This window comes from Streptomyces kryoterrae (assembly GCF_054072135.1).
This window is the reverse complement of the sequence record NZ_CM133358.1, coordinates 2,023,312-2,049,836: the sequence shown is the minus strand read 5'-3', so window position 1 is coordinate 2,049,836 and position 26,525 is coordinate 2,023,312. Positions and strand designations below refer to the sequence as shown.

Genomic DNA, 26,525 nt, shown 5'->3' with positions numbered 1-26,525 from the left:
AAATGCCCGGGTTGCCCGGTGGGCCGCCGCGAGGGCGAGCCGCGCGGATGTCACCCGCCTGGCCGTGACCCCGCCGGACAGGACCTAGTCCCGCGTGCAGCGCCCGGTGGGGTTGGCGGCGGGCGGACGGCACTGGTCGGCGAAGTCGGCGGCGTCGTTGCTCAGATAGCGGCCCAGGCAGGTGGTCGGTGTCGTCAGGCCGCGTTCGCCGCAGAAGGCCAGCGCGGCACGGCCGTCGGCGAACGGGCCGGGGGCGTAGATCACCCAGTAACCCGGGCGCAGGGACGCGTACTTGTCGCTGCGCACGAACACCGCCTCCGGCACCGACTCCCTGACCTCGGCGAGCCGTGCGTCCCGCGCGGCGGTCCCGGAACCGACCGGCTCGGAGTGGAGCTGGGCGATCCAGCGGCCGGCCGCGGAGGGCGAGGCGGCCGAGGGGCTGGGCGAGGTTTTCGTACCGGCCGACAGGCCCGAGCCGCCGTCCTTGTCGTTCCCGTCGAGGAGACGCGGCGTGAGGAAGACGGCGGCGACCGCGACGAGCACCGCCAGTACGGCGGACACGGCGACCCGCTTACGGCGGTGCGGCGAGGGCGGGACCCGCTGTCCCGTCTCGCGCCGGTCCACGCCGGCCGCCAGGTGCGCGGAGCGCGAGGGTGCCGCACCGGACTCCGCGCTGTGGCCCACGGGTTGGGGTGTCGTCAGCGTCCGCTGAACGGACCTCGCCGTCCCGCCCGCCACCACCTGCCCCAGCATCGCCGCCAGCCGGCCCGTGTCGGGCCGTGCCGCCGGGTCCCGTTCGAGCAGCGCTTCGAGTACGGGGGTCAGCGGGCCGGAGCGGGACGGCGGCGGGACCTCGGACTCCAGGACGGCGGCCAGCGTCGCGAGCGAGGTCTCGCGGCGCAGGGGGCTCACGCCCTCCACACACACGTACAGCACGACTCCCAGGGACCACAGGTCGGAGGCCGGGTCGTCGGAGGGGCCGCGGATGCGTTCCGGGGCGATGTACTCGGGGGAACCGATGAGTTCGCCGGTCATCGTCAGGGCCGTCGCGCCCTGGAGCGCCGCGATCCCGAAGTCCGTGAGGACCGCGCTCCCGTCCGGCCGCAGAAGGATGTTCGCCGGTTTCACGTCCCGGTGCTGGACACCCGCCGCGTGCGCCGCGCGCAGCGCGTCCAGCACCTGGCCGCCGATCCGCGCCGCCTCCACCGGCGTCAAGGGGCCCGATTCCAGGCGCTTGTCGAGCGAGACGCCGGGCACCAGCTCCATGACGATCCAGGGATGCGGGTCGTCGTCGATGATCTGGTGAACGGTGACCACGTGCGGGTGGCTCAGCCGGGCGAGCGCCCGTGCCTCGCGCATCACCCGCTCCCGTACGGCATCGGTCGCCGCCGCGTCGGGCCGTACCGCCTTCAGCGCGACCTCGCGGTGCAGTACGGAGTCGCGGGCCCGCCACACCGTGCCCATTCCGCCAGTGCCGAGCCGCTCCAGCAGCTCGAACCGCCCGTCGACCAGATCCCCCGAAGCGTTCATGGCGGACAGGTTAGAGCCTGCCCGCCATGTCCCGGTTCAAGGGGCGCCCGCTACCGCTTCCACGGGCCCCGTACCGCGAACGTCGTGCCGGGTGTGTAGCAGTTGACGTACATCGTCCGGCCGTCCGGAGAGAAGGTGACGCCCGCGAACTCGCCCCACTCGGGGGCGTCCGGGGTGCCGGTGTTTTGCGCGTTCCGGGCCATCGCGTACACCTCGCCCCGGCGTGTCACGCCGTACACGTGCTGGGCGCCGTTCCCGTCCTCGCACACCATCAGGCCGTCGCTCGGGGCGAGACAGATGTTGTCCGGCGACTCGCCGGGCAGCTGGACGTCCGTGTCCGGGCCGAAGACGATGACCAGGGTGAGGCGGCGCGCGGTGGGGTCGTAGCGCCAGATCTGGCCGAAGTGGGTCGCCGCCGAGCCGTCGCTCGCGTGGGCGAACGACGACACGAAGTACACGCACCGCCCGCCCCAGTAGCAGCCCTCCAGCTTCTGCGCGTGCGTGATGCCCTTCGGCCCGAAGTCCTGGAGCCGGACGGGGGTTTGAGCGGCCAGTGGGTCCGGTACGTCCACCCACTTGGGGGTGACCTTCCTGCTGGCGGACAGGACTGTGACCTTGCTGTGTATCACGCCGTACGGGCGCCAGGAACCACGCGCGGAGCGCGCCTCAGCCGGGTGACCCGCCTGGCGGCGGCTGCTGGACCTGCGCCCGTTCCAGGAAGCGGAGCAGTTCCACCGGGAAGGGCAGGACGAGCGTGGAGTTCTTCTCGGCCGCGACCGCCACCACCGTCTGGAGCAGCCGGAGTTGGAGTGCGGCGGGCTGCTCGGACATCACCGCGGCGGCCTCCGCGAGCTTCTTCGAGGCCTGCAGCTCGGCGTCCGCGTTGATGATCCGCGCCCGGCGTTCCCGGTCGGCCTCGGCCTGGCGGGCCATCGAGCGCTTCATCGTGTCCGGCAGGGAGACGTCCTTGATCTCGACCCGGTCGATCTGCACGCCCCAGCCGATCGCCGGGCTGTCGATCATCAGCTCCAAACCCTGGTTGAGCTGCTCCCGGTTGGAGAGCAGGTCGTCCAGGTCGCTCTTGCCGATGATCGAACGCAGCGAGGTCTGCGCCATCTGGGAGACCGCGAACCGGTAGTCCTCGACCTGGATGATCGCGTTCGCCGCGTCGACCACCTTGAAGTAGACGACCGCGTCCACACGCACGGTCACGTTGTCCCGGGTGATGCCCTCCTGGGCCGGGATCGGCAGCGTGACGATCTGCATGTTGACCTTGCGCAGCCGGTCCACGAACGGGACCACCAGCGTGAAACCGGGCGGCCGTACGTCTCCGGCGAGGCGGCCGAGCCGGAAGACGACCCCGCGTTCGTACTGCTTGACGACCCGCGCCGCCACTCCGACGTAGGCGAGCCCGGCGGCCCCGGCGGCGATGCCCGCGGTCAGTAGTTCCTGAAGCATGACGACGACCTCTCGCAGCCGTCCCGTACGTGCCGATCGACACCTTTAACAAACGATATGCCCGGTCCGGGGCTCGGGTCGAGCCCCGGACCGGGCAACCTCGCGGGCGAGAGCCGCGGAGCTATGGCGCGGTCGTCATCATCTTCACGGGTTCCGTGCCGGCCGCGCTGTGCCGCTCGGCCCAGCTCTCCAGGGCCGTGCGGCAGGCGTGGTCCAGGTGGTGCAGGCCCGACAGTTCCAGCTCTATCGGCCGGTCCTGGGGCAGCGCCTCCAGGCTGTCGAGGATCTTCGGCAGCCGCAGGAAGGTCGCGTTGCCCGACAGATACGCCTGGACGGGCCCGGCGCCCTTGTCGATGACCTCCAGCTTGATGTGCGAGGCCTCCCAGGCGGTCTTGCCCACGGACAGGGCGAGCCCGATCAGCACGCCCTCGAACATGTTCACGGACACGATGGCCAGGGCCGTGACCACCAGGATCAGCGCCTCACCCCGGTGCTCGCGCCAGAGCGAGACGACCCCGCGCACCGGTATGAGCTTCCAGCCGGCGTGGACGAGTATGCCCGCCAGCGCGGGCAGCGGGATGAGCGCCAGCGCGCCGGGCAGCAGCGCCGCGAACAGCAGCAGCCATACGCCGTGCAGCACCCGGGACGCCTTGGTGCGCGCGCCGGCCTGGACGTTCGCCGAGCTGCGCACGATCACCGCGGTCATCGGCAGTGCGCCCAGCAGCCCGCACACGGTGTTGCCGGCGCCCTGTGCCATCAGCTCCTTGTCGTACTGGGTGCGCGGACCGTCGTGCAGCCGGTCCACGGCGGCGGCGCTGAACAGGCTCTCGGCTGACGCGATCAGCGTGAACGCCACGACCGTGCCGAGCACGCTCAGGCTCGCCAGTTCGCCGAAGGCGCCGAGCCCGGGCAACTGGACGGCGTCCAGCAGGCCCTTCACCTCGACGGTCGCCACCGGCAGGCCGAACACGAGGGTGACGGCGGTCGCCAGGACCACCGCGGCGAGCGCGCCCGGCACCGCCCGTACCTTCCTGGGCAGCCGCTGCCACAGCACGATCACGGCTATCGTGCCCGCGCCGACCGCCAGCGAGGCCAGCGCGCTGGTGCTCCCCACGGCCTTCGCGGCGGCCTCGGGCAGCCCGGTGATCTTGTCGAGCCCGGCGCCCGGCGCCTTCAGCCCGGCCGCCGCGTAGAGCTGCCCGGCGATGATCACGAGCCCGATTCCGGCCAGCATGCCCTCGACGACGGACACCGATATGGCCCGGAACCAGCGCCCCAGCTTCAGGGCGCCCATGGCGAGTTGGAGCAGTCCGGCGGCGAGCACGATCACCCCGAGCGCGGGCAGCCCGTGCTCCCGTACGGCCTCGAAGACCAGGACGGTGAGGCCGGCGGCGGGCCCGGACACCTGGAGGCTGCTGCCCGGCAGGAGTCCGGTGACGATGCCGCCCACGATGCCGGTGACCAGGCCGAGTTCGGCCGGCACACCGGAGGCGACGGCGACGCCCACGCACAGCGGCAGGGCGACCAGGAAGACGACGAGCGAGGCGGCGAAGTCCTGCCGCAGCTGGGGGGCCTTGGTACGTATGGACATGTCGGCCCTCACAGCGCTTCGAACGAGTCGGTGGCGGCGCGGTGTTCACGCACGGACCCGGTGTGCACCTCGTAGTACCAGCCGCGCAAGCGCAGCCGGCCCTTCGCCAGGCGTTGCTCCACGCACGGGTAGGAGCGCAGTCGCAGCAGCTGTGCCAGGACGTGGTTCTGGACGGCGGAGGCGACCGTCGGGTCGCCGGTGTCGGACGGGTTCGTGGCCGTGGCTGTGGTCGAGGGGGCGTCGGCGGCGTGCGCGAGCCAGTCGCGTACGGCGGGTACGGCGGTCAGGTCGTCGCCGCGCACCAGGGCGCCGACGGCACCGCAGTGCGAGTGGCCGCAGACGACGATGTCGCTGACGCCGAGGACCTCCACGGCGTACTCGATGGTGGCGGCCTCGCCGGTCGGGCGGGCGGAGGCGTACGGGGGAACGATGTTGCCCGCGGTGCGCAGCTCGAAGAGCTCGCCGGGCCTGGCACCCGTGATCAGGGCCGGGACGACCCTGGAATCGGAGCACGTGATGAACAGGACCTGGGGGGACTGGCCTTCGGCGAGCTTGGCGAACTCCTCGGGGCGCGAGCCGAAGGTGCGGGCGTTCTCGATGAGGGGCTGCATGTGGTGACTCCTCCTGGCGCGCCTCGATGGCGCGTCGGACGTACATGACAGTCGGACGTGTTGACAGAGCGTGGGGGGCGTCCCGCTGTCAGCAGCGGAACACTTGGAGCGCGGCCGGGGTGTGCGCGGTCAGCGATCTGGGCGCCTGACGGCGGGACGTGACGCGCGTCTCCGGTTCGTGCGGAGCCGTGGGATCCACTGCGAGGAGCGGTCGCTCGGGCACCTGGGGACCCGAATCGGCGATGCGATGCCGGTCCCGGGTGCGCAGGGGCAGGCTCGGGTCGTGATGACGGCCGCCGTCACCACAGGTGACGTACTCGTCGCGCTGGGCTGCCGCCCTGGGTTTGTTTCTGGGCTCGGTCTTGGCCTCGGCGTGACGGGCCGTGTGCGCGGATGCGAAGGACGCCGTCGGAGCGAAGAACTGGAGGGCCAGCAGGGCGGCGGCGAGGAGGGAAACCACGGTCCGGGTCGTAGTACCTCGGAACATGCGCCCCCCTCCAGGCAGTTCACGATCTCTTGTACGCGTCAACAGTTGGTCAACCGCGGGTCAAGAAACACGTTAACCCTGCGAAGTTGTTTGCTGGGTTAACTTAGCGTTTCAGGCTGAAGAGAGCCTGAAAAGCGTGGGTGGGATGACGTGAACTGATCGTTGACCTGCGGTAGTTCATATGGTTTGCAGGTCAGGAGCTCACGAGGGCTCCACGAGGCCCTTGGCGTCGCGGGCCAGCGCGGTCAGGCGGGAGATCGCGCGGAAGTACTTCTTGCGGTAGCCGCCGTTCAGCATCTCCTCGCTGAACAACTGGTCGAAGGGCAGGCCGGAGGCGAGCACCGGCACCTCGCGGTCGTACAGCCGGTCGGCGAGCACGACGAGGCGCAGCGCCGTCGACTGGTCCGGAACCGGCCGCACATCGGTGAGGCACACGGCCTTCAGACCGTCCGTGAGAGCGCCGTACCGGCTGGGGTGCACACGGGCGAGGTGGTCGAGGAGCTGCGCGAAGTCGTCGAGCGACGTGCCCTCGGTGGCATACGCCGCCTTGGTCACCTGCTCCTCGGAGTACGGCGCCGGGGCCTGGGGCAGCCCCCGGTGACGGTAGTCCTCGCCGTCGATGCGCAGCGCGCGGAAGTGGGCGGACAGGCCCTGGATCTCGCGGAGGAAGTCGGCCGACGCGAACCGGCCCTCACCGAGCTTGCCCGGCAGGGTGTTCGAGGTGGCGGCGAGCGCGACGCCCGCGTCGACGAGCTTGCCGAGCAGGGTCGAGACGAGCACGGTGTCGCCCGGGTCGTCCAGTTCGAACTCGTCGATGCAGACCAGCCGGTGGCCGGACAGGGTCTGGACGGTCTTCTGGAAGCCGAGGGCGCCGACCAGGTTCGTCAGCTCCACGAAGGTGCCGAAGGCCTTGAGCGAGGGCTCGGCCGGGGTGGCGTGCCAGAGGGAGGCGAGGAGGTGGGTCTTGCCGACGCCGTAACCGCCGTCGAGGTAGACGCCACGGGGGCCGGCCGGCACCTTGGACGCCTTGACCTTCCCGAAGCCGAAGAACCCCCGCCTGCCGCCCCCGACGGCGTGCGCCCCGCCGAGTCCGCCCGCGAAGCCGTCGAGGACGCGCACGGCCTCGGTCTGGCTGGGCTGGTTCGGGTCCGGGATGTACGTGTCGAAGCGCACCGAGTCGAACCGGGGCGGCGGCACCATCTCGGCGACCAGCCGGTCCGCGGGGACATGCGGCTCACGGACGCACAGGGACAGCGGGGCCGTGTCGGCTATCGGACCGAAACCGGGGGACGCGGGGATGGTAGGCACGGTTCACCATGCTAAGGGCCGTGCCAGACTGCCTGGCATGCGACGCCTGTTCCCTGTGACCGAAGAGACAGTGGCCGAGGTCCCGGGAGGGGCCGTGGATGCCGGTGGCCCGCCCGGTGCCGGAGCGGTCGACCGTGAGTGGAGCCTGGCGGAGCTGGCCGCCGCCTACGCCTACCCCGAGCGGACGAACGGGCGCCGGGAATCCTGGCTGCGCGCCAACATGGTGTCCACGCTCGACGGCGCCGCCCAGCACGACGGCCGTTCCCAGCCCATCTCCTCCGCCTCCGACATGCGGATCTTCGGCACCCTGAGAGCGCTGGCGGACGTGGTCCTCGTCGGTGCGGAAACGGTACGCCAGGAGGGTTACCGTCCGGCACGCGCGCGTGCGGAGTTCGCCGCGGCCCGCGAGGCGGCCGGGCAGGCGGAGGCGGCGGCGATCGCGATCGTCAGCGCGAGTCTGGACCTGGACTACTCGCTCCCGCTGTTCACCTCGCCCCTGGTGCCCACCCTGATCCTCACCGGTGCCGCTGCCGCCCCCGACCGGGTCGCCGCCGCCGAGAAGGCGGGCGCCCGGGTGGTCGTCGCCGGTGACGGCATGGGCGTGGACCCGGCACGCGCCGTACAGGCCCTGGCAGACCTCGGACACACCCGGCTGCTGGCCGAGGGCGGGCCGCGGCTGCTGGGGCAGCTGGTGGCGGCCGGCGTGCTCGACGAGCTGTGCCTGACGATCTCCCCGATGCTCACCGTGGGGGACGCCCAGCGGATCTCGGGCGGGCCCTCGGTGCCGGTTCCCCGTCACTTCGAACTGGTGTCCTTGCTGGAGGAGGCCGGCTTCCTGTTCAGCCGCTATCACCGCTCCTGACGCGCGGGGTCCCGCTCGTCCCGACATGATCCGGAACCTGTCGTTCCGTTTGTCTTTCGCTGGGCACACTAAATTTCGCAGTCCCCGTGCGATCACGGGGCAGGATGGTTTCAGCAGGGGCCTACGAACGGCCCACGGAGGAGAAGGGCGCCTGTCGTGTTCACAAGCGTACTGATGATCGAGAAGGCCCTGACGTCCGCCGACGTGGAGTTCGTCACCACCTTGCACGGCGACGAGGACGTGGTTTTCCACGTGCTGCTCCAGCCCCGTGGCGACCAGGCCGACCGGCTGCTGCGGGCCATCGACGACATCGCGCTGGGCGAGCTCGACGAGGCGGCGCACGAGCGGGAGACCCCGGAGGGGGAGGACGCGGCGGCGCTGGGGGAGCGGGCGCTCGAGGTGTCGCTGGAGGCGCTGCGAGTGGCGGGGCACGAGGCGGAGGGACGGATCGTCGAGGACCATCCGCTCGACGCGTTGCGGGGGCTGGTGGATGAGATCGAGGCGGACGAGGTCATCGTGCTGACCGACCCCCACTACGTGGAGGAGTTCTTCCACCGGGACTGGGCTTCCCGGGCTCGGCACAAGGTCGGGGTGCCGGTGCTGAAGCTGTTCTCGCACAGCAAGGCGTAGTTCTTCGGCCGCGGGCGGGTGGGGGCTGGTCCCTCCCGGCCCGCGCCCCCGGGGCGATGCGGTCGCCCTTGTTTCACAGGCAATAGGCTGGCTCCTCGAACGTCCGCCGTACGCACCACGCACTGGGAGACACACATGGCACCCGGCCTTCCTATCGCCATGGACCGACCGCACTTCATCGGCATCGGTGGCGCCGGGATGTCGGGGATCGCGAAGATCCTGGCGCAGCGCGGGGCCGCGGTGGCCGGCAGCGATGCCAAGGAGTCCGAGACCGCCGCGGCGCTGCGGGCGCTGGGGGCGACCGTGCACATCGGGCACGCGGCCGGGCATCTCGCCGACGACGCCACCTGTGTCGTGGTCTCCTCCGCGATCCGCGCCGACAACCCCGAGCTGGCGCGGGCGGCGGAGCTGGGGATCCCGGTGGTCCACCGTTCGGACGCGCTCGCCCGGTTGATGGACGGCCTGCGGCCGATCGCGGTCGCGGGCACGCACGGCAAGACGACCACGACGTCGATGCTGGCGGTGTCGCTGAGCGAGCTGGGACTGAACCCCTCGTACGCGATCGGCGGCGACCTGGACGCGCCCGGCTCGAACGCCCTGCACGGCGACGGCGAGATCTTCGTGGCCGAGGCGGACGAATCGGACCGCAGCTTCCACAAGTACGCGCCCGAGGTCGCGATCGTCCTCAACGTCGAACTCGACCACCACGCCAACTACGCCTCCATGGACGAGATCTACGAGTCCTTCGAGACGTTCGCGGGCCGGATCGTGCCCGGCGGGACGCTGGTGATCTCCGCCGACCACGACGGCGCCCGCGAGCTGACGCGGCGTCTGCCGGACTCCGCGCGGGTGGTGACGTACGGGGAGTCGGCGGACGCGGACGTGCGGGTGCTGTCCGTCGTACCGCAGGGGCTGAAGAGCGAGGTGACCGTCGAGCTGGACGGGGCTCGGCTCACCTTCACGGTCTCGGTTCCCGGCCGGCACTACGCGCACAACGCGGTGGCCGCACTGGCCGCGGGCGTCGCGCTGGGCGTGCCCGCCGACGAACTGGCCCCCGCCCTGGCGGCGTACACGGGGGTGAAGCGGCGCCTCCAGCTGAAGGGCGAGGCGGCGGGCGTCCAGGTCATCGACTCGTACGCGCACCACCCGACCGAGATGACGGCGGACCTGGAGGCGATGCGGGCGGCGGTCGGCGAGGCGCGCATCCTGGTGGTCTTCCAGCCGCACCTCTTCTCCCGTACCCAGGAGCTGGGCAAGGAGATGGGCCAGGCGCTGGCGCTCGCGGACGCGTCGGTCGTCCTCGACATCTACCCGGCCCGCGAGGACCCGATCCCCGGCGTGACGAGCACGCTGATCATCGACGCCGCACGGGCCGCGGGCGCCGATGTGACGGCCGTGTCCGACAAGGCCGAGGTGCCCGAGACCATCGCGGGAATGACGAAGCCCGGTGATCTCGTTCTCACCATGGGCGCGGGTGATGTCACGGACCTGGGCCCGCGGATCCTGGACCGTCTGGCACGGTGACGTTCGCGGTTCCGCAGTGACTTTCGCGGTGACTTTCGCAGTAAGGGGCTGAGCTTCATGTCGTACGACGTCGAAAAGCCGGACGAGCAGTGGCGCGCGGAGCTGACGCCGGCCGAGTACGCGGTCCTGCGTCAGGCCGGCACGGAACCCGCCTTCGTGGGTGAGTACACGGGCACCAAGACGAAGGGCGTCTACTCCTGCCGGGCCTGCGACGCCGAACTCTTCACCTCGGACACGAAGTTCGAGTCGCACTGCGGCTGGCCGTCCTTCTTCGACCCGAAGGACACCGACGCGGTGGAGCTGATCTCGGACAGCTCGCTCGGCATGGTGCGGACCGAGGTGCGGTGTGCCCGGTGCGGGTCACACCTCGGGCACGTGTTCGAGGGGGAGGGGTATGCGACCCCCACCGACCAGCGGTACTGCATCAACAGCATCTCGTTGCGGCTGACGCCCGACGAGGGCTGAGGAACGGGAAGCGCTACTGACCTGAACGGGGCCCTGCCGGTGTACGGCAGGGCCCCGTTCGCGTGCCCTCACGACGTCACGACTCACGACGTCACGATGTGCAGACGTCCTTCAGCCGGTCGGCGGCTGCGTCGATCCTGCTGGAGTCCGGGCTCGTGTCGCCGTTCAGGATCGACTTGTTGTAGTCGTCTATCGCCTTGTCCAGGTCGTCGACCGCCTTGTCGACCTTGTTGTCGTCCGTCTCCTTGTTGATCTTGTCGAGGTTCTTGTCGATGGTGTCGATGGAGTCGTCGGTCTTCGACGGGTCCTTCACCGCGTCCCAGCCGGCCTCGTGGATCGCCTTGACGCTGTCCGAGATCGAGTCGGCGTTGCTGAGGCAGCCGAGGGAGTTGTCGAGGTCCTCGCAACCGGTCAGGAGTCCGGCGGTCAGGGTGACGGCGGCGACGGCGGTGGCGATGGTGGCGGTACGACGGCCACGGCGGCGGTTCGAGAGCATGGAAAGGGTCCCTTCACTTCATGGGTTGATGAGGGCTTCGGTGCTCGGGCGGTCAGGCCCAGGGCTGCTGCTCCACGAGCGCGGGCGCCGTCCGCTCCTTGCGGCTCGAGACGAGACCGCCCGCCGCGCCCAGGGAGACCAGGCCCATACCGACGGCGGTCGCGATCCCCTTCACGCCGTCCATCGTGAAGTAGCAGAACGCGGCCACACCGCCGTTGAACAGGAACAGGAACCAGAGTGTGGACGGCTTCGACAGGAACGCCTTGATCTTCGGCTTCCTGGCGATGCGTGCGCCCGTCAGGAGCGAGACGGCGATACCGGCGTAGGTGGCGACGTTCTTCTGCGTGCCGTCGAGGACAGCGCCGGACGCGGTGCTCGCGGTGAGACCGCCCAGGAACAACGACCACAGCAACAGGTTGGTGATGAACGACTTCACGGCGGCGAGCAGCGACTTCACGAACGTTCCTTCGGCGGGGACGGATGGGTTCTGATCTCTGCCGACTACGATCCCGTCGCTCGAGCGCCGCCACGAGGGACCCTTCTCCCGAATGCCTGGTGTAGCCCGCTACACCATCCGTGCCATCCGCCGCGCCGCGCGTTCGCATGGGCAGGCCTTGCCCGTTGCGTTGTCGACGAGGACGGCATCGTCGTCCTGAACGGGAACCCGCCCGCCGAACTGGCAGAGGACGTGCGCAACGCCGCCGCCGTCTGCCCGGCATTCGCCATCCGCGTCGAGGGACAGGCGGCGTGCGCCGTCGAGTTCGCCCCGCATTCACCCGCACAGCCGAGTGAAGCCGCTTCCAGCCCGGCTCCGAGGCTGCGAAGGCGGTCGGCCGGTTGATGGGTGTGGGCCCGGAGCGGAGCGGCCGAATACGGCCCGAACATTTTATTGACCGATCGGTACACGATACATAGCATGCAGGTGGCAGGCCGTCGACGAGGACTGGCGCCAGGAAGCGGAGTGACCATGACGACGAAGCGTTGGAAGCAGCGTCCGCCGGGCTCGACCTGGGGTGACTGGGGCGAGGACGACGAGCTGGGCCGGATCAACCTGCTCACCCGGGAGAAGGTCCTGCAGGGCGTGCGCGAGGTCGAGCACGGCATCGCCTTCAGCCTCAGCCTGCCGCTCGACTATCCCGGCGGGTCGGCCATGAACCAGCGCCGCTACCCGCCGATCCTGCGCCCCACCGAGGACCTCCAGCACAACCAGGACGTCTTCTACAACATCAGGGCCAGCGAACACTTCTCCCCCGACCTCATCGACGTGTGGTCCGACGACGTGGTCACCCTCTGGCTGCAGTACTCCACCCAGTGGGACGCCCTCGCCCACCAGGGCGCCGAGTTCGACGCCGACGCCGACGGCGTCGCCGAAGCCGTCTACTACAACGGCTACCGCGCCGGCACCGACCTCGTCGGACCCCAGGACGACGCCAAGGGCGACGGCAGCGGAAGCCTCGGCTTCGCCCGCCACCTCGGCCTCGAACACATGGCCCAGCACGGCGTCCAGGGCCGCGGCGTCCTCATCGACATCGCCCACCACCTCGGCACCGCATACCAGCCCGTCAACTACCGGCAACTCCGCGAGATCATGGACGCCGACAACGTCACCGTCGAACCCGGCGACATCGTCCTGCTCCACACCGGCTTCGCCACCCAGATCCTCGCCTGGAACAAGAACCCCGACCCCGTCGCGATCCACCGGACCGCCGCCTACCTCGACGCCCACGACCCCGAGATCCTCCAGTGGATCACCGACTCCCAGCTCGCCGGCCTCGTCGCCGACAACTACGCCGTCGAAGGCGTCGGCGTCGGCAACGAAACCGGCCCCCACTCCCTCCTGCCCATCCACCACCTCTGCCTCTTCAAACTCGGCATCCCCCTCGGCGAACTCTGGTACCTCAACGAACTCGCCGCCTGGCTGCGCGAACACCACCGCACCCGCTTCCTCCTCACCGCACCCCCACTCAACCTCCCCGGCACCCAGGGCAGCCCCCTCACACCGATCGCGACGGTCTGACGGACCCGGTCGGTATCGAGCGCCGTTCGGTGCGGGCCTGGAATCCTGCCCCCGGCCCGCACCGAACCGGCATTTCTCCGCCTCCGCCCCGGAGGGGGAACACGTATTGATCGTGTATCGTCACGCGGTGCCACAGGCAGTTCGGGGACGCCGGTCGGGCGCCCGTGACGATGTACCGGGTTGCGAAGGATTGGTGAGATGCCGGCCACTCGGAAGGAGCGCGGGAAGACCGAGCGCTACTACCGCATGCGTGAGAACGTGGTGGACGTCGCCGTCGAGCTGTTCTCGAAGAACGGGTACACCGGCACGGGCGTGGCGGACATCGGCGAGGCGGCCGGACTTGCCCGAGGCGCCCTGTACTACTACATCGGCTCGAAGGACGCGCTCCTCGCCGAGATCCACGACCGCGTCATGGATCCGCTGCTCAAGGAAGCCGCCGCGATCGTCGAACTCGACCTGAGCTTCCACACCCGGCTGCGGCTGCTGTCGGAATCCCTGCTCTGGCAGATCGTCAACAGACACGACCACGTCTGGGTGTTCCTGCACGAGTACCGCCAACTCCAGGGTGAGCAGCGCGAGTTGTTCCGTGAGAAGCGGCACCGTTTCGAGTCGCGCATCCGCTGCGTACTCGCCGACGGACACAGCCGGGGGATGCTCCAGGGGCGCCCGCAGGAGGACTTGGAGCTGGCGACGCTCGCGTTCCTGAACCTGCACAACTACACGTACCAGTGGCTTGCCGGTCATCGGGACATGCGGGTCGAGGAGCTCTCCGCCTTCTACTGCGACATCTTCCTCAACGGCATCCTGGCCGAACCCGTCGACCGAGCGGGCGCCGAGGGTGAGTTGGAGCAAGGGCGGTCCGTCCTCAAGGAGTTGAGAGGCGTGAACTCCGAGGGCAACGCCAAGGCCGAGGCGTAGGTTCCTGTGCTGTTCCTTCGGGGGCGTGCAGTACGCTCTCGATAATGTACCGACCGGTCGATACTTTAATGGAGGGTCGAATGCCGACAACCGCCGGAAACCCCGAGGTCGCCGGGCGACGTGTCGTGATCACCGGGGCCGGACGCGGCCTGGGGCGTGTCCTCGCGCAGGCCTTCGACTCCGCCGGGGCGCGGCTGGGCCTGGTGGCGCGCTCCGAGGACGCGCTCAAGGAGGTGGCCGGGACGCTCCACGGCGACCCCCTCGTCTGCGCGGGGGATGTGCGCGACGAGGCCTTCAACGAGTCCGTCGCCGAGGGGATGGTCGAGCGGTTCGGCGGTGTGGACGCCTGGATCTGCAACGCCGGGGTCTCGCCCGGGGTCGCGACGGTGACCGACACCAGCCCCGACGCCTGGCGGCAGGTCATCGACGTCAACCTGACCGGGACGTTCCTCGGGGCGCGGGCCGCCGCGACGGTGATGGGCGCCGGAGGGCGGATCATCGTCACCGGTTCCGTGCTGGGCGACCGGCCCAAGGGCGGTCTCGCCGCGTACTCCGCGTCGAAGAGCGGCGTCCAGTCCCTCGTGGGCGCGCTGGCGCAGGAGCTCGGGCCGCGTGGGATCACCGTCAACACGGTGGCCCTCGGCTGGTTCGACACCGGGCTCGGCGCGCACTGGCGGCGCAGCTCCGAGCGCGACAGCGGCATCGTCGAGCACACGGCGCTGGGACGCTGGGGCACTCCCGACGATCTGCCCGGCATCTATCTGTTCCTGGCCTCCGAGTCCTCGGCCTATGTGACCGGCACGACGATCACGGTCGACGGCGGCTACTCACTGCTCTGAATGTGCTGGGCCCGCTGTTGTCGGGTGACGACAACAGGCCCAGCACAGTGGTCAGTTGGTGCTGAACACCCTTACGTCCCAGGCACCGAGGTCCAGTTCGGTGCCCACGGGGACCGGGCTGTCGTTCAGTACGTCGGTCAGGTCGGCCGGGGCCGTGACACGGGCGGGCTCCCAGCTCCAGTTGTGGACGATGTGCACGCGTCGCCCGTCCTCGGCAGTACCGGTGGTCGCCGTGACCGAGGCCGGGAGGTCCCCCCAGACGCTGCGGGCGGTGGGGGTCAGCCAGGAGGCCAGTTCCCGGGCGAGGTCGCGGCCCGGGACCGTCCCGACGTAGGTCACCTGGCCCGCTCCGTGGCGGCGGGTGGTGACCGCCGGCCAGCGGCCGAAGTGCGGGTGATCGTACGTGACCAGTGGCTCGGCGTCGGTGACGGTGAGGCCGTCGGCCCAAAGCGACGCCGTTGCGCTGTCCGGCAGTTGGAGCGGGCCGCCGGGCACACCACGCACCGGGATCTCCTGCGTCAGGTTGCTGAACTCGTCGTAGTTGACGCCCGCCGCGTCCACCAGACGACCGGGGGCGAGCTCGTTGCGGGCCCGCGCCTCGTGGTCGGCGTACGCCGTGCGCGGGCCGAGGACCAGGTGGCCGCCCGCGTGTGCGTACGCGGCGAACCAGTCGAGGGTCGTGTCGCCGACGACGTACAGCGCCGGAACGACCAGGACCGGGTGCCGGCTCACCGCCTCCTCGGGGGTCAGACCCTCACGTTCGCCGCGAGGGTCGTGCAGTTGGCGGGCGTGGACGATGCGGACCTGGCGGCCGGCGTCGAAGGCGCCCCGGTAGAAGGGGTCGAAGATCCGGTGATAGGCGGTGTCGTCCGGGCCGCCGTCGCCCGTCGCGATCGGCGGATACTTCTGCATCAGCCACTTGCTGGGCGTCGAGTAGACCATCGTGATGTCGGCGTCCGGTTCGAGACCGGCGACCAGCGGGCCCGCCGCGTCCAACTCGGCGCCCAGCTCGGCCAGTTCGGCGTACGTACGGCCGGGCCGGCCGCTGTGCGGAAGGACGCCGCCCCAGTACGTCTCGGCGCCGAAGTGCAGGGTGTGCCAGTGCCAGTACTCGATCATCCTGGCCCCCCGCCCGACCAGCGCCCAGGCGGCCTGACGCCACTGGCCGTCGTAGGCGGGGCGGTTGTGCCACGGCTCGCCGATGGACGAGGCGTTGGTCTCGGTGACCAGGAACGGCGCCTGCTTGGAGGAGAACATCCAGTCGGCGGTCTGGTACAGCGCCCACACGCCTGTCGTCTTCCAGCGCTGGGCGTACGCGTCCGGCGTACGGTCCGGGAGCGCGAGGCCGTCCTGCATGTCGTAGTACGGGTTGCCCGACGCGATGTCGAGCCGGTCGGTCAGCTCGTCGTCCGCCACCGCGGGGCGGGTGTACGAGATGCAGGTGGTGACGAACTGTTCGGGGTTCGCGTACTCGCGGACGATGTCGGCCTGCCAGCCGATGAACTCGGTGACCTGCCGGGCCTGGAACTCCCGCCAGGCGACGTCGTACTGGGGCTGGACGTTGCCGTCGGGGGTCCAGAGGTCGGCCCAGGTGGAGAGGCGGTGCGACCAGTAGACGAGCCCCCACTCGCGGTTCAGGGTCTCGATGTCCCCGTACTTCGCCCGGAGATGGTCGACGAAGCGCTCGAACACGCCCCGGTTGTGCAGGAGTTCGTTGCCGGGTTCGTTGTCGACCTGGAAACCGACGACCGCCGGGTGGCCGGCGTACCGGGCGACGATCTTCCGGATCACCCGCTCGGCGTGGAACCGGAACGCGGGGTGCGTGAAGTCGACCTCCTGCCGGGCACCCCAGCCGATGCGCTGCCCGGTGGCCCGCTCGCCGGTGATCTCCGGGTACTGGCGGGCCAGCCACGGCGGCACGGCGTACGTCGGGGTGCCGAGGACCACGGCGATACCGCGCTCATGGGCGCCGTCGAGCACCGGCTCCAGCCAGTCGAGATCGAAGGTCCCGTTCTCCGGCTCCCAGGTCGACCAGACCGACTCGCCGACCCGGATCACGGTGAACCGGGCGTCGGCCATCAGGTCGAGGTCGGTCTTGAGCTGTTCGCCGGGGCGGTACTCGGGGCCGTGGGTGGGCTGGTACTCGTGGTAGTACGCGGCGCCGAAGAGGACGCGGGCGGGCAGAACCGCCATGAAGTCAACCTCCAGTGGGGGAAGGGGAATTGGGGCTGCATTTTCCCGGGGGACGACCCCCGGACCCCCAGCAGGAAAGCAGGCCGGTAGGTGTGAACCGGTGCGGACGTCGCGACGGCGAACCCGAGGAATGCAGGCAACTCGGGTCACATGTATGGGAGTTACTGCTTGACACCGCCGGTGGCCAAGCCGCTCTGCCAGTACCGCTGGAGCAGTACGAAGGCCACGACGAGCGGGACCACCGAGATCATCGACCCGGTCACGACGAGCGCGAGCATGTCGCTGCCGGCACCCGCGCCGCCGTTCTGCGCCTGGGCGGCCCAGGAGGAGAGCCCGACCGTGATCGGGTACAGGTCCGGGTCGTTGAGCATGATCAGCGGCAGGAAGTAGTTGTTCCAGGTCGCCACGAGGGTGAACAGCAGCACGGTCACCAGCCCCGGCGCCAGCAGCCGCAGCACGATCTGGAAGAAGATCCGGAACTCGCCGGCCCCGTCCATCCGGGCGGCCTCGAGAATGCTGTCGGGCACGGCGTCCTGCGCGTACACCCGCATGAGATACAGCCCGAAGGGACTCACCAGTGAGGGCAGGATGATCGCCCACGGCGTGTTGACCAGCCCCACCTTGGCGAACAGCAGATACGTCGGAATGGCCAGGGCGGTCGCCGGCACCATGACCGCGCCGAGTACGAGGTTGAAGGCGGCGCCGTTCCCACGGAACCGGAACTTGGCGAACCCGTACCCCGCCGCAGCCGCCAGGATCGCGGCGCCGACGGCGCTGACACCGGCGTACAGCAGGGTGTTGAGCAGCCAGTGCAGGAAGACGCCGTCGTCCTGGGTGAGGGTGTCGCGGATGTTCGTCAGCAGCTGCGGGGTGTCGGAGAACCACAGTCCGAAGCTGTTGATCAGGTCCTGGGTGCTCTTGGTGGAGGCGATCAGCAGCCAGAGAAGGGGGAGGAGGAAGTAGGCGAGCGCCGCCAGCATGGCGATCGTCAGGGGAGTGCTGCGCCGGCCGGCCTGTCGCCCGCGTCGCTGCTTCGGCGTCGTAGGCGCCTGGGCCGTCGTACGAACCACGCTGGTCGCAGTAGGAGTTGTGGTGGTCACGCGGGCCTCCTGCGGTTCGCGGTGAGCAGGAAGGCGTACGAGATGATCACGATGAGCAGGCCGAGGAGGAAGGAGACGGCTGCCGCGTAGTTGATCTGCTGGCTGGTGAAGGCGAGCGTGTATGCGTAGAGGTTGGCGGTGTACGAGCTGTCGATGACGTCCGGGACGATCTTCATCAGCAGGTTGGGCTCGTTGAAGAGCTGGAAGCTGCCGATCACCGAGAAGAGCAGGGTGAGCGTCAACGCGGGCCGCAGCGCGGGGAGTTTGATGGACCAGGCGATCCGCCAGGCGCCCGCTCCGTCCAGGGCGGCGGCCTCGTACAGGTCCTGCGGAATGGTCCGCAGGGCCGCGTACAGGATGATCATGTTGTAGCCGACGAACTCCCACGTCACGATGTTCGCCAGGCTGCCGAGCATCCAGCTGTCGGTGAGGAAGTGCGGGGCGGGCAGGCTCAGTTTGTCGCTGAGCTGGGCGAACGGTCCGAAGTCCGGGCCGTAGAGGTAGCCCCACATCAGGGTGGCGACCACGCTTGGGACCGCGTACGGCACGAAGATGCCCAGCCGGATCACCCGGGACAGCCGCAGCAGGCCGCTGTCCAGGGCGAGCGCGAAGAGCAGGGCGAGCAGCAGCATCACCGGAACCTGGATCACGAAGAACGTCGCCACCCGGATGACACCCTCGCGGAGCTGAGGGTCCTTGACGGCGGTGAGGTAGTTCTCCAGGCCGACGAAGGACGTGCCGCCGACCAACTTCTCCTGGAACAGGCTCAGATAGGCCGCGTAGCCGAGCGGGGCGAGGAAGAGGAGGAGGAACAGGACCATGAAGGGGGCGATGAACAGCGGGCCCGCCGACCGGGGCCGTGCGAGGTGCCTGGCCATGTCAGGGTGCCGCCTTCACCGTGAAGCCCTGGCTCTTGGCGAACGTGGTGATCCGCGTCTGCCACCCCCCGAGCGCGGCGACCGTGTCGGTCTTCCTGGCCAGGGAACGGCCGACGGTCTCCGTCCAGTCGGTCGCCACCTGGTCGAGGAACGGCGGCCACTGGAAGGCGGGGTCGACCTGGGCGCTGATGCCGGCGAAGACCTCGTTGACCTTCTGGCCGCCGTAGAAGGCGGGGGTGTCGCCGATGTAACCCGCGTCCGCGAGCAGCGCCTTGGTGGCCGGGAAGAAGAACTGCTTCGTCGCGAACATCTTCGCGCTCTCGGGATCACTGTTGAGGAACTTGGCGAACTCGGCCGCGGCGATGGGGTTCTTGGTGGAACGGATCACGGCGGTCGTCGAGCCGCCCCAGTTGCCGGCGCTCGGCTTGGCGGCGTCCCACTGCGGCAGCGGGGCCGCCCGCCACTTGCCGGCGGTGTCCTTGGCCGAGCCGGAGAGGAAGGCCGGGCCCCAGGCGCCGACGATCCAGGTGGCGTACTTGCCCTTGTTGAGCGCGGCGTACCAGGAGTCCGTGAAGTCCGGCTCGACGCCGATGACGCCCTCCTGCGCGAGACCGCCCCAGAACGCGCCGAGCTTCTTGGAGACCGCGTCGTCGACACTGATAGCGATGTCGCTCTTGCCGGAGGTGACGTACGGCTTGGCGCCCGCCTGCCACAACAGGCCGTGCCAGGCGGCCACTTGGTTGGCAGCCAGGTTGGTCAGATAGACGTCCGGGTCGGCCTTGTGCAGCTTGCGCGCGGCCTCGGCGAACTCGTTCCAGGTCTGGGGGACTTCGATGCCGTGCTGGTCGAAGATGTCCTGCCGGTACAGCATGCCCATCGGTCCGGTGTCCTGCGGGACCGCCCACACCTCGCCGCCGCTGCCACTGACCTGGCTCCAGGTCCAGTCGACGAACTGCGACTTGAGGGCGGAGGCGCCGTACGGCCGCAGGTCGAGGAGGCTGTCGGTGATCGTGAAGGTCGGGATGGCCTGGTACTCGATCTGCACCAGGTCCGGGGCGCCGCTGCCGGCCTTGAGGGCCGTACGCAGCTTGGTGTACTCCGGGACGCCCTGACCGGCGTTGACGGCCTTGATCCTGATCGCCGGGTACTTCTTCTCGAAGAGGGCGATCTCCTGCGCTATCTCCGGGACCCACGTCCAGAACGTCAGCTCGGTCGGGGTCTTCATCGCCTTGTCGATGTCGGCCTGGCTGACGGGCTTCGACGAGGACGAGCCGCTGTCGGAACCGCCCCCGCCGCAGGCGGTGAGGGCCGCCCCGAGCGAGGCGGCGCCGGCCGCGGTGAGAAGGAGACGACGGCTGATGGCAGAGGAGGAGACGGTGTTTCTGGGCATGGTGAACTCCGGCCGGGGCGAAAGGGAGTGGAGAGAGGGAAGCGATTCGGGGGAGGGGGCCGCAGGTGGGGCTGACCGGCCTGGGTGGTGCGGCTACCGGTGGGGCGGGGGTGCGGTGGAGGACCGTACGACGAGGTCGACCGGTGGGTCGCTCGGCGGCAGGGGCTCCGCGTCCGGGTTCTCGATGGCGTGCAGGAGCCGCTTGAGGCCTTCCCGCGCCACGGCGTCGAACGGCTGCCGCACGGTGGTGAGCGGCGGGGTGATGTACGCGGCGACCGGGATGTCGTCGAACCCGACCACGCTGACGTCGTCCGGCACACGCCGGCCGGCCTCCGTCAGAGCCCGGATCAGCCCGATGGCCATGTCGTCGTTGGCGGCGAACACGGCGGTCACCGAGGGATCGGCGGCGAGTTGGCGGCCCGCCGCGTATCCGGAGGCGGCCGACCAGTCGCCCACGACGACGGGCGGCTCGGGCGCGCCATGGGCGGCGAGGGCGGCCCGCCATGCGGTGAGCCGGTCCCTGGCCGCGAACCAGCGTGGCGGACCCGAGAGGTGATGGACCGTCACATGGCCGAGATCCAGCAGGTGTTGGGTGGCGGCCCGGGTCAGCAGGTCAGCACCGCCGCCCGAGGTGACCGGGCGGGAGGTGGCGAAGGGGGACGGCGCACCGATGACCAGGACCGGCACGTCGACGGACAGCTCCACCAGGCCCGCACCCCCACCTTGGCCTTCGTCGATCGGCTCGGAGACGACGATGCCGTCCACCCCCTGTTCGAGGAGTGAGCCGACGGCGCCGGCGACACCCGCCGGATCGCCCTCCACGGTGTTGACGACCCGCAGCGCGTATCCGGTGTCCCGGACGGCGCGCTCGATGCCCATGAGCAGCGACGCGGGCCCGTACAGGGCGGTGCCCAGTGTCACCACGCCGATGGATCTCGTCCGCCCGGAGGCGAGTGCCCGGGCGGCGTTGTTCATCCGGTAGCCGAGGTCCTCGGCGGCCTGGAGAACACGGCGGCGTACGTCCTCGGAGACGTACGGCTCGCTGTTGAAGACCCGGGACACGGTCTTCTGAGAGACCCCCGCGAGGCGTGCCACGTCGACACTGCGCGGTGTCGACGAGGTCGCACCCCGTCCTGTCTGTCGTGTCACGGTGACTCCCGGTGGCCGGTGCCCACGGTAGCCGGAGGGTGGCCGCGGCTGCCGTGGACTGAGGTAGGACAGCGGGCCGAGGTTCTGACTGCGCTGTCATGACTGCGCAGTCATGACAGCGCAGTCAGAGCGGTGCGTCAAGGGTTCGCGCAATCTCGGCGTAACTTTCGAGGTCCGCAAAGAGTCGTGCCGGGTCGGTACAGCGGCCGTAGGGCGATCGTGCGGGGCGGGCTTCAGCGGCGGCCGGTGACCATGATTGCTCGGCCGTCTCGGCCTCCGCCTCCGCCTCGGCGGCTACTGGGCGCGGAGTCGCTGTCCGCCGGTCTCGGCGCCACCGGGGACTGGACGCTCCGGCGCGTCGGCCCACTCGGCGAAGCCGTGGCGACCACGGTGACGCCCTGGAATCCTCGCCCACTACGACGGAGCGGCCGGCAGCCGAGCGGAGTGGCCGTTCACGGTGACGGACGACGGCGGGGTGAGCCCTCCGTGCGCCGTGAACATGAGGTGATGCCTGATGTGGGCGGTCTGGGCACTGCGCCTGCTGTCCGAACCGAACCCGCGCCCGACGATGCGCCCGCTCCTCAACGGCGACGAGGAGACAGGCGGCCCGTTCTCCCGGCCGCACATCGGGCGACTCGCCGAGCAGATGGCGGCCACGCTGGTCCGCGAGCCGGCGGCGGGACCGGACGGGGCCCCGAAGGCGGCTCGCGAGGGCGTCGGCCTCCTCTTCGAGGCGGCCGTGGACGGGGTGTAGGCACGTGCGTGCCGCTACCCGTACGGCGGCGCCGGCGGCGTGCATGTCCTAGCTGAACTGGTCACCTTCATCGTGGAGTTGGGCTCGCGCGAACTTGGCATGACGGTCAACGGCGGTGTGATCAGCGGCGGTACAGGACGCAACGCCATCGCTGCTACACGTCCGTTGCGGTGTCGACGTGCCTCTCGCCGACCTCGCCGAGGCGGCCCGCGTGGACACCGAACCGGCCGCCCTCACGGTCTCCGACCCACCGGTACGGGGGTTGGTCTCCGGGGGCTGGAACCATCCGACGCCGGCCTCCAACTCCTCGTCGAACAGGCGCAGTCGGTGGCTGCCGAGCTCGGGTGGGCGATCCGTGAGACGGGTGCGGGCAGGGGTGCGCATGCCCGCGACGAACATGTGCCGCCGGCCCGCGTCCCCACCCGGACCGCGTTCCTTGCGGGCCTGCTGATGGTCCACACGGCACAATCCGGCCCTCACGTACGCTGGAGGAGAGGTCGGCTCAAGCGAGCGGGGATCGAGATGACGTACGAAGTGAAGATCGAACCGAAGAGGGAAGCCTCGGCCGAAGTGAAGGCCCCGGAGACCCCCGAGGCGGTGCGCCACGCCCGCTTCGGGCACCTGCCGGAGCGGATCCGCGTGGAGGACATGGTGGCTGCGCAGCCGGCGTCGGTGCCGGATCCGGCGAAGGGCGCCTACAACGAGGACGAGTGGCTGGTCCGGTACTGCTTGTGAGGTGGCCGGGTCGCCGCGGACCTGGATGACCGGACCGTTGTAGCAAGGCGTCCGGCGCGGTCCCTGTGCGAGTGCCGTGAGTTCGGGTGAACCCGAACTCACGGCCGGGACGACCGTCCCAGGATCCTTCTCCGTGTCACCGCGGTGGAAGGGGCGCCGGACCGACGCCGTCAGCCCCTGTCGCGCCGGACGGAATTAGGCGATGGCAGCCGTGAGCCAATCGCTCGGGATACAGATCAATATTCCGACGGCGAGGGCGAGGGTGAGGGCCGCCGCCAGGACACGAGGCATTGCCCGGCGGAGTTTGCTGGGCTTACGGTTGTTCGGGACGTGCATGAGCTTTGTTTCTCCTACAACCATTCGTCGGTACGGAGCGCGGCTGCGCCCCACCCGATCTTGCTCCTCCAGGGCCTTTGAGTGCAAACCGGAAGAACCGTATCTGCAAAGGGCTATTCAACGAGTTCCGGGTCTGGTAGAAGTTTGTCGCCGCGCCGATCCCGTACGAAGTCCGGCGAGGCTCGCCCGCGCCTGGGACGCCTCCCTGGACGCGCCGATCCGGTCCGCGACCTCGATGGCCTCAGTGATGTGTGCCGCGGCCGGACTCTCCTGACCCAGCCCCAGTTCGGCGAGGCCCAGCGCGTGCAGCGCCTGGGCCTGCTCGTGGGCGGCGCCGACGCTCCTGGCCAGGTCGAGGGCGTGCTGATGGCGGATCGCCGCCTCGCCGAACCGCCCTGCGGCGTGCAGGGCGGCGCCCATGGCGTGCAGGGTGTCGGAGGCGTTGCGCCGATCGCCGAGCCGGCGGAACGTGGCGAGGGACTCCTGGTACAGATCGAGCATGGCGGTGAGTTCGTCCGGCGAATTCATGGTGTTGGCGAGGTTCACCTGGGTAATGGCACTCTCCGACGGGCTGCCCGTTTCGCTGAGTGCCTCCAGTGCTTCCTGGAGAATTCGCCGCGCGGTATCGGTTTCGCCCATGCGCATATGGAGATCCGAGAGATTGTTGAGAACGTGGGCGTATTCGCGGCCGTCCGCCGATCTTCGGAAATCGGTGAGGGCCGCGTGGAAGTTTGTCCGTGATTCCTCGAAGTTTCCCAGATAGAGATGGGTTATTCCGAGATTGTTCCTCGACCGGGCGATCTGCCAGGCATCCCCCGAAGGGAGACGCAGGCGCAGGGTATCGAGCTGGAATTCGAGTGCTTCCGCCAGTCGGCCGAGATTCCAGTGGAGAACGCCGAGTTGATGAAGGGCTTCGGCCCTGGCCTCGGTGTCGCCGATCTCCCCGGCCCCCCGCAGTGCGCGCCGGTGGGCGGCGCGCGCCTCGTCGTACCGGCCGCAGCGGGACAGCGCGTTGCCCAGGTCGATCAGCGCGTGGACCTCGGACTGCCGCTCGCCGGCGGCGTGCCAGTGCTGTACGGCGGACGCGTGCATGCGGCGGGCGTCCGCGGAATAGCCCTCCTCGTCGAGGAATCCGGCCAACGCGGCGGCGAGCAGGGCCGCTTCCCGTAGCCGCCCGGTGGTCCGGCAGTGGCGTTCGGCGGCGAGGAGCGCCGTGCGCTCCGTCAGGAGCCAGCGGCGGGCCGACTGCGGATCGTCCCAGGGCGGGACCGGGTGCTCCGCCGGTGGGAGGGGACGCCGCGGGCGAAGGGCGCGCGGTTGGATCACCCTGTCGGCCGCGTCGGATGCCTGCACATAGAAATTGATCATTCTGGAGACGGCCCGCTCGCGTGCGGCGTCCGATTCCTCGGACATGACGAGTGAGCGCGCGTATTCGCCGAGAAGATCGTGGAGCGTGTAACGCTCGGGTGCGGGCTCACGTGCCAGGTGGGCGTCGAGGAGCACCTCCAATACGTTTTCCGTGGCGTCATGCGGAAGGTCGGTGAGGGCGGCGAGGGCGTATGCGTCGATGTCCGGTCCGAAACGAAGGCCGATATATCGGAAAACTGTTTGCTCTTCGTTCGTCAGTGTCCTGTACGAAACTTCGAACGCCGTGGCTATCCCTCCCCTGCTGCCGTCCCGGATTTCGTTGAGGCGCCCTTGTCCATGGGTGAGCCGGCGCAGGAGATGGGCGGTCGTCCAGGAGGGACGGGAGGCCAGACGGCCGGCGGCCAGTTCGATCGCGAGCGGCAGATAGCCGGTCAGCCGGACGATGTCCGCGACCTCGTTCGCCTGCTGGGTGCGCTCCTCGCCGGCCACGGAACGGAACAGGGCGACGGCGTCCTTCGCCGGCAGCACGTCGAGCTGGATCGAACGGATGCCGGGCAGCCCGGTGAGCCGTCGGCGGCTGGTGACGATGACGAGGGACGGCGACGCGCCCGGTAGCAGAGGGCGCAGTTGCTCCGGGCCCGCCGCGTCGTCAAGGATCACGATGGCACGCCGGTTGCTGAGCAGGCTGTTCCACAGGTCCGCCAACTCGTTCGGGTCCTGCGGGAGATCCTTGGCGGGGACGCCGAACGCCCGGATCAGGGAGCTGAGCGCGGCCTCGGTGGTGAGCGCGTCCTGACCGGGCGCGTGGGCGCGCAGGTCGAGGTGGACGGCGCCGTCCGGGTAGAGCGGCCCGAGTTGTCGGGCCGCGTGCAGCGCGGTCAACGTCTTGCCGACGCCGGCCATGCCCGACACGGTCTGCAGGGCGATGACGTTGCGGCCGGCCGCCGAACCCGCCGACAGCGGTGCGGCGGTGTGTACGATCGCCGCCAACTCCTTCTCCCGGCCGACCAGTTCGGCGTGTCCGGGCAGTGTCCGGGGCGCTGTCACCGCCGCACCGGCGGTCATCGCGGCCTCGGGCCGGGGCAGGAAGGTGTGCACCGGCGACCCGTTGAGGACGAGTCCGTGCAATCGAGAGAGAGCCGCGCCCGGGTCCGCGCCGAGGTCGTCGCGCAGGCGTCGTCGGACATCTTCGAAGACGCGCAGCGCGTCCGCCTGGCGTCCGCTGCCGTAGGTGGCCGTCATGAGCCGGCCGGCGAGCAGTTCGTCGGTGGGGTGTTCCTCCAGGAGGGCGCTGAGGTCGGGGACCAGCTCGGCGTAGCGGCCCTCGCGCAGTTCCAGGTCGATGCGGATCAGCTGGGCGGAGAGGTGCCGTTGTCCGAGGACGCCCCTGATGTGCTCGGCCCACAGCCCGGGCAGGCCGGCGAGCGGCTCGCCCCGCCAGAGCGCGCCCGCGTCACGCAGCAGACGCAGCGCCCGACGGTCGTCGCCGTTGTCGCTCAGGGCGCGTGCCTGGGCGGTCAGCCCCTGGAAGCGGTGGTAGTCCACCTGGTCCGGCGGCACGTTCAGGGAGTAGGTGTGCGCCTGCTGGACGAGCCGCGCCGCGCTGTCCAGGGCGCGCAGCCTGCGGCGGATCCGGGCGGCGTACGAGTGCAGGCTGATCCGGGGCTGCGCGGGCGGGCTCTCGTCCCACAGCCGGTGGATCAGGGCGTCGAGAGAAACCGGGCGCCCCGCTTCGAAGGCCAGCGCCGCGAGGAGCAACCGCTCCTTGGCTGAGCCGAGCGGATCGGCGTACTGGTTTCCGCGCAGTTCGACCGGTCCCAGTAAGCGAATTTCCAGGTCCACCAGTGCCCCCGTCCGACGGTTCGGCCTGCGCTCTGGCGTCGCTA

General features: G+C 70.0%; 23 protein-coding genes and 1 pseudogene. 9 read left to right on the top strand and 15 right to left on the bottom strand.

Annotation, left to right across the window (positions count from 1 at the left end; all coding sequences use genetic code 11):
- Positions 1-84 precede the first annotated feature (84 nt).
- The 7 genes and pseudogenes from ACW4TU_RS08505 to zapE all read right to left on the bottom strand — a co-directional run bounded on the left by ACW4TU_RS08505 (position 85) and on the right by zapE (position 6,985).
- On the bottom strand, positions 85-1,530 hold the full coding sequence (locus ACW4TU_RS08505; RefSeq protein WP_457426235.1) for a serine/threonine-protein kinase: 1,446 nt from the start codon (positions 1,528-1,530) through the stop codon (positions 85-87).
- A 50-nt stretch (positions 1,531-1,580) separates the two neighbouring features.
- Positions 1,581-2,108: pseudogene (locus tag ACW4TU_RS08500) on the bottom strand (alkaline phosphatase PhoX); the annotation flags it as partial.
- Positions 2,109-2,196: 88 nt separating this feature from the next.
- Positions 2,197-2,988, bottom strand: coding sequence for a slipin family protein (locus ACW4TU_RS08495; protein WP_457426233.1), 792 nt, complete (start codon positions 2,986-2,988; stop codon positions 2,197-2,199).
- Positions 2,989-3,109: 121 nt separating this feature from the next.
- Complete coding sequence (locus ACW4TU_RS08490) at positions 3,110-4,579, bottom strand: SulP family inorganic anion transporter (protein WP_457426231.1); 1,470 nt, start codon at positions 4,577-4,579, stop codon at positions 3,110-3,112.
- Between the two features lie 8 nt (positions 4,580-4,587).
- A complete protein-coding gene (locus tag ACW4TU_RS08485; RefSeq protein ID WP_457426229.1) occupies positions 4,588-5,190 on the bottom strand; it encodes a carbonic anhydrase in 603 nt (200 codons plus the stop codon).
- Between the two features lie 88 nt (positions 5,191-5,278).
- Entirely contained in the window at positions 5,279-5,677 is a 399-nt protein-coding gene (locus tag ACW4TU_RS08480) for a hypothetical protein (protein WP_457426227.1), read from the bottom strand.
- 201 nt (positions 5,678-5,878) lie between these two features.
- Positions 5,879-6,985 carry a cell division protein ZapE gene (zapE, locus tag ACW4TU_RS08475; RefSeq protein WP_457426225.1) on the bottom strand — a complete coding sequence of 369 codons (1,107 nt, stop codon included), beginning with the start codon at positions 6,983-6,985 and terminating at the stop codon, positions 5,879-5,881.
- Between the two features lie 37 nt (positions 6,986-7,022).
- On the opposite strand from zapE, the gene ACW4TU_RS08470 reads away from it, so the two are divergent.
- The 4 genes from ACW4TU_RS08470 (at position 7,023) to msrB (ending at position 10,466) form a co-directional block, all read left to right on the top strand.
- Positions 7,023-7,847: a dihydrofolate reductase family protein gene (locus tag ACW4TU_RS08470; protein ID WP_457426223.1), complete on the top strand. Its 825-nt coding sequence runs from the start codon at positions 7,023-7,025 to the stop codon at positions 7,845-7,847.
- 156 nt (positions 7,848-8,003) lie between these two features.
- The gene (locus tag ACW4TU_RS08465; RefSeq protein WP_457426221.1) at positions 8,004-8,477 is read left to right on the top strand and encodes an indole-3-glycerol phosphate synthase; all 474 of its coding nucleotides are present in this window, start codon (positions 8,004-8,006) and stop codon (positions 8,475-8,477) included.
- A gap of 135 nt (positions 8,478-8,612) precedes the next feature.
- On the top strand, positions 8,613-10,001 hold the full coding sequence (gene murC, locus ACW4TU_RS08460) for a UDP-N-acetylmuramate--L-alanine ligase (protein WP_457426219.1): 1,389 nt from the start codon (positions 8,613-8,615) through the stop codon (positions 9,999-10,001).
- A 57-nt stretch (positions 10,002-10,058) separates the two neighbouring features.
- On the top strand, positions 10,059-10,466 hold the full coding sequence (gene msrB / locus ACW4TU_RS08455; RefSeq protein ID WP_457426217.1) for a peptide-methionine (R)-S-oxide reductase MsrB: 408 nt from the start codon (positions 10,059-10,061) through the stop codon (positions 10,464-10,466).
- A gap of 91 nt (positions 10,467-10,557) precedes the next feature.
- Here msrB and ACW4TU_RS08450 read toward each other — a convergent pair whose 3' ends face one another.
- Together ACW4TU_RS08450 and ACW4TU_RS08445 are read right to left on the bottom strand one after the other, a co-directional pair.
- Positions 10,558-10,962 carry a hypothetical protein gene (locus tag ACW4TU_RS08450; protein ID WP_457426215.1) on the bottom strand — a complete coding sequence of 135 codons (405 nt, stop codon included), beginning with the start codon at positions 10,960-10,962 and terminating at the stop codon, positions 10,558-10,560.
- 52 nt (positions 10,963-11,014) lie between these two features.
- The gene (locus tag ACW4TU_RS08445; RefSeq protein WP_457426213.1) at positions 11,015-11,419 is read right to left on the bottom strand and encodes a hypothetical protein; all 405 of its coding nucleotides are present in this window, start codon (positions 11,417-11,419) and stop codon (positions 11,015-11,017) included.
- Positions 11,420-11,929: 510 nt separating this feature from the next.
- Between ACW4TU_RS08445 and ACW4TU_RS08440 the strand changes: the two genes are divergently transcribed.
- The 3 genes from ACW4TU_RS08440 to ACW4TU_RS08430 all read left to right on the top strand — a co-directional run bounded on the left by ACW4TU_RS08440 (position 11,930) and on the right by ACW4TU_RS08430 (position 14,736).
- On the top strand, positions 11,930-12,979 hold the full coding sequence (locus tag ACW4TU_RS08440) for a cyclase family protein (protein ID WP_457426211.1): 1,050 nt from the start codon (positions 11,930-11,932) through the stop codon (positions 12,977-12,979).
- 198 nt (positions 12,980-13,177) lie between these two features.
- Positions 13,178-13,897, top strand: a complete 720-nt coding sequence (locus ACW4TU_RS08435) for a TetR/AcrR family transcriptional regulator (protein ID WP_457426209.1) — start codon at positions 13,178-13,180, stop codon at positions 13,895-13,897.
- Between the two features lie 80 nt (positions 13,898-13,977).
- Positions 13,978-14,736 (top strand): SDR family NAD(P)-dependent oxidoreductase, encoded by a 759-nt coding sequence (locus ACW4TU_RS08430; RefSeq protein WP_457426207.1) that lies wholly within the window; start codon positions 13,978-13,980, stop codon positions 14,734-14,736.
- A 51-nt stretch (positions 14,737-14,787) separates the two neighbouring features.
- Here ACW4TU_RS08430 and ACW4TU_RS08425 read toward each other — a convergent pair whose 3' ends face one another.
- From ACW4TU_RS08425 to ACW4TU_RS08405, 5 genes are all read right to left on the bottom strand, one after another.
- Complete coding sequence (locus ACW4TU_RS08425; protein WP_457426205.1) at positions 14,788-16,929, bottom strand: beta-galactosidase; 2,142 nt, start codon at positions 16,927-16,929, stop codon at positions 14,788-14,790.
- A gap of 161 nt (positions 16,930-17,090) precedes the next feature.
- On the bottom strand, positions 17,091-18,029 hold the full coding sequence (locus tag ACW4TU_RS08420) for a carbohydrate ABC transporter permease (protein ID WP_457426203.1): 939 nt from the start codon (positions 18,027-18,029) through the stop codon (positions 17,091-17,093).
- Positions 18,026-18,907, bottom strand: a complete 882-nt coding sequence (locus ACW4TU_RS08415) for a carbohydrate ABC transporter permease (protein WP_457426201.1) — start codon at positions 18,905-18,907, stop codon at positions 18,026-18,028. The genes ACW4TU_RS08420 and ACW4TU_RS08415 overlap by 4 nt, the downstream gene beginning before the upstream one ends.
- 1 nt (position 18,908) lies before the next feature.
- Positions 18,909-20,297 carry an ABC transporter substrate-binding protein gene (locus ACW4TU_RS08410; RefSeq protein WP_457426199.1) on the bottom strand — a complete coding sequence of 463 codons (1,389 nt, stop codon included), beginning with the start codon at positions 20,295-20,297 and terminating at the stop codon, positions 18,909-18,911.
- 93 nt (positions 20,298-20,390) lie between these two features.
- Complete coding sequence (locus ACW4TU_RS08405; protein ID WP_457426197.1) at positions 20,391-21,446, bottom strand: LacI family DNA-binding transcriptional regulator; 1,056 nt, start codon at positions 21,444-21,446, stop codon at positions 20,391-20,393.
- Between the two features lie 514 nt (positions 21,447-21,960).
- On the opposite strand from ACW4TU_RS08405, the gene ACW4TU_RS08400 reads away from it, so the two are divergent.
- Positions 21,961-22,200, top strand: a complete 240-nt coding sequence (locus ACW4TU_RS08400) for a hypothetical protein (RefSeq protein WP_457426195.1) — start codon at positions 21,961-21,963, stop codon at positions 22,198-22,200.
- A 522-nt stretch (positions 22,201-22,722) separates the two neighbouring features.
- Positions 22,723-22,935 carry a hypothetical protein gene (locus ACW4TU_RS08395; RefSeq protein WP_457426193.1) on the top strand — a complete coding sequence of 71 codons (213 nt, stop codon included), beginning with the start codon at positions 22,723-22,725 and terminating at the stop codon, positions 22,933-22,935.
- Positions 22,936-23,388: 453 nt separating this feature from the next.
- Here the strand turns inward: ACW4TU_RS08395 and ACW4TU_RS08390 are convergent, their stop codons facing one another.
- On the bottom strand, positions 23,389-26,481 hold the full coding sequence (locus ACW4TU_RS08390) for an AfsR/SARP family transcriptional regulator (protein ID WP_457426191.1): 3,093 nt from the start codon (positions 26,479-26,481) through the stop codon (positions 23,389-23,391).
- Positions 26,482-26,525: the final 44 nt, after the last annotated feature.

Excerpts from the sequence above, each read along its gene's own strand:
- ACW4TU_RS08505 (WP_457426235.1), bottom strand. The coding sequence starts at position 1,530 with ATGAACGCTTCGGGGGATCTGGTCGACGGGCGGTTCGAGCTGCTGGAG.
- ACW4TU_RS08495 (WP_457426233.1), bottom strand. The coding sequence starts at position 2,988 with ATGCTTCAGGAACTACTGACCGCGGGCATCGCCGCCGGGGCCGCCGGG.
- ACW4TU_RS08490 (WP_457426231.1), bottom strand. The coding sequence starts at position 4,579 with ATGTCCATACGTACCAAGGCCCCCCAGCTGCGGCAGGACTTCGCCGCC.
- ACW4TU_RS08485 (WP_457426229.1), bottom strand. The coding sequence starts at position 5,190 with ATGCAGCCCCTCATCGAGAACGCCCGCACCTTCGGCTCGCGCCCCGAG.
- ACW4TU_RS08480 (WP_457426227.1), bottom strand. The coding sequence starts at position 5,677 with ATGTTCCGAGGTACTACGACCCGGACCGTGGTTTCCCTCCTCGCCGCC.
- ACW4TU_RS08470 (WP_457426223.1), top strand. The coding sequence starts at position 7,023 with ATGCGACGCCTGTTCCCTGTGACCGAAGAGACAGTGGCCGAGGTCCCG.
- murC (WP_457426219.1), top strand. The coding sequence starts at position 8,613 with ATGGCACCCGGCCTTCCTATCGCCATGGACCGACCGCACTTCATCGGC.
- msrB (WP_457426217.1), top strand. The coding sequence starts at position 10,059 with ATGTCGTACGACGTCGAAAAGCCGGACGAGCAGTGGCGCGCGGAGCTG.
- ACW4TU_RS08450 (WP_457426215.1), bottom strand. The coding sequence starts at position 10,962 with ATGCTCTCGAACCGCCGCCGTGGCCGTCGTACCGCCACCATCGCCACC.
- ACW4TU_RS08440 (WP_457426211.1), top strand. The coding sequence starts at position 11,930 with ATGACGACGAAGCGTTGGAAGCAGCGTCCGCCGGGCTCGACCTGGGGT.
- ACW4TU_RS08435 (WP_457426209.1), top strand. The coding sequence starts at position 13,178 with ATGCCGGCCACTCGGAAGGAGCGCGGGAAGACCGAGCGCTACTACCGC.
- ACW4TU_RS08430 (WP_457426207.1), top strand. The coding sequence starts at position 13,978 with ATGCCGACAACCGCCGGAAACCCCGAGGTCGCCGGGCGACGTGTCGTG.
- ACW4TU_RS08425 (WP_457426205.1), bottom strand. The coding sequence starts at position 16,929 with ATGGCGGTTCTGCCCGCCCGCGTCCTCTTCGGCGCCGCGTACTACCAC.
- ACW4TU_RS08415 (WP_457426201.1), bottom strand. The coding sequence starts at position 18,907 with ATGGCCAGGCACCTCGCACGGCCCCGGTCGGCGGGCCCGCTGTTCATC.
- ACW4TU_RS08410 (WP_457426199.1), bottom strand. The coding sequence starts at position 20,297 with ATGCCCAGAAACACCGTCTCCTCCTCTGCCATCAGCCGTCGTCTCCTT.
- ACW4TU_RS08400 (WP_457426195.1), top strand. The coding sequence starts at position 21,961 with ATGTGGGCGGTCTGGGCACTGCGCCTGCTGTCCGAACCGAACCCGCGC.
- ACW4TU_RS08395 (WP_457426193.1), top strand. The coding sequence starts at position 22,723 with ATGACGTACGAAGTGAAGATCGAACCGAAGAGGGAAGCCTCGGCCGAA.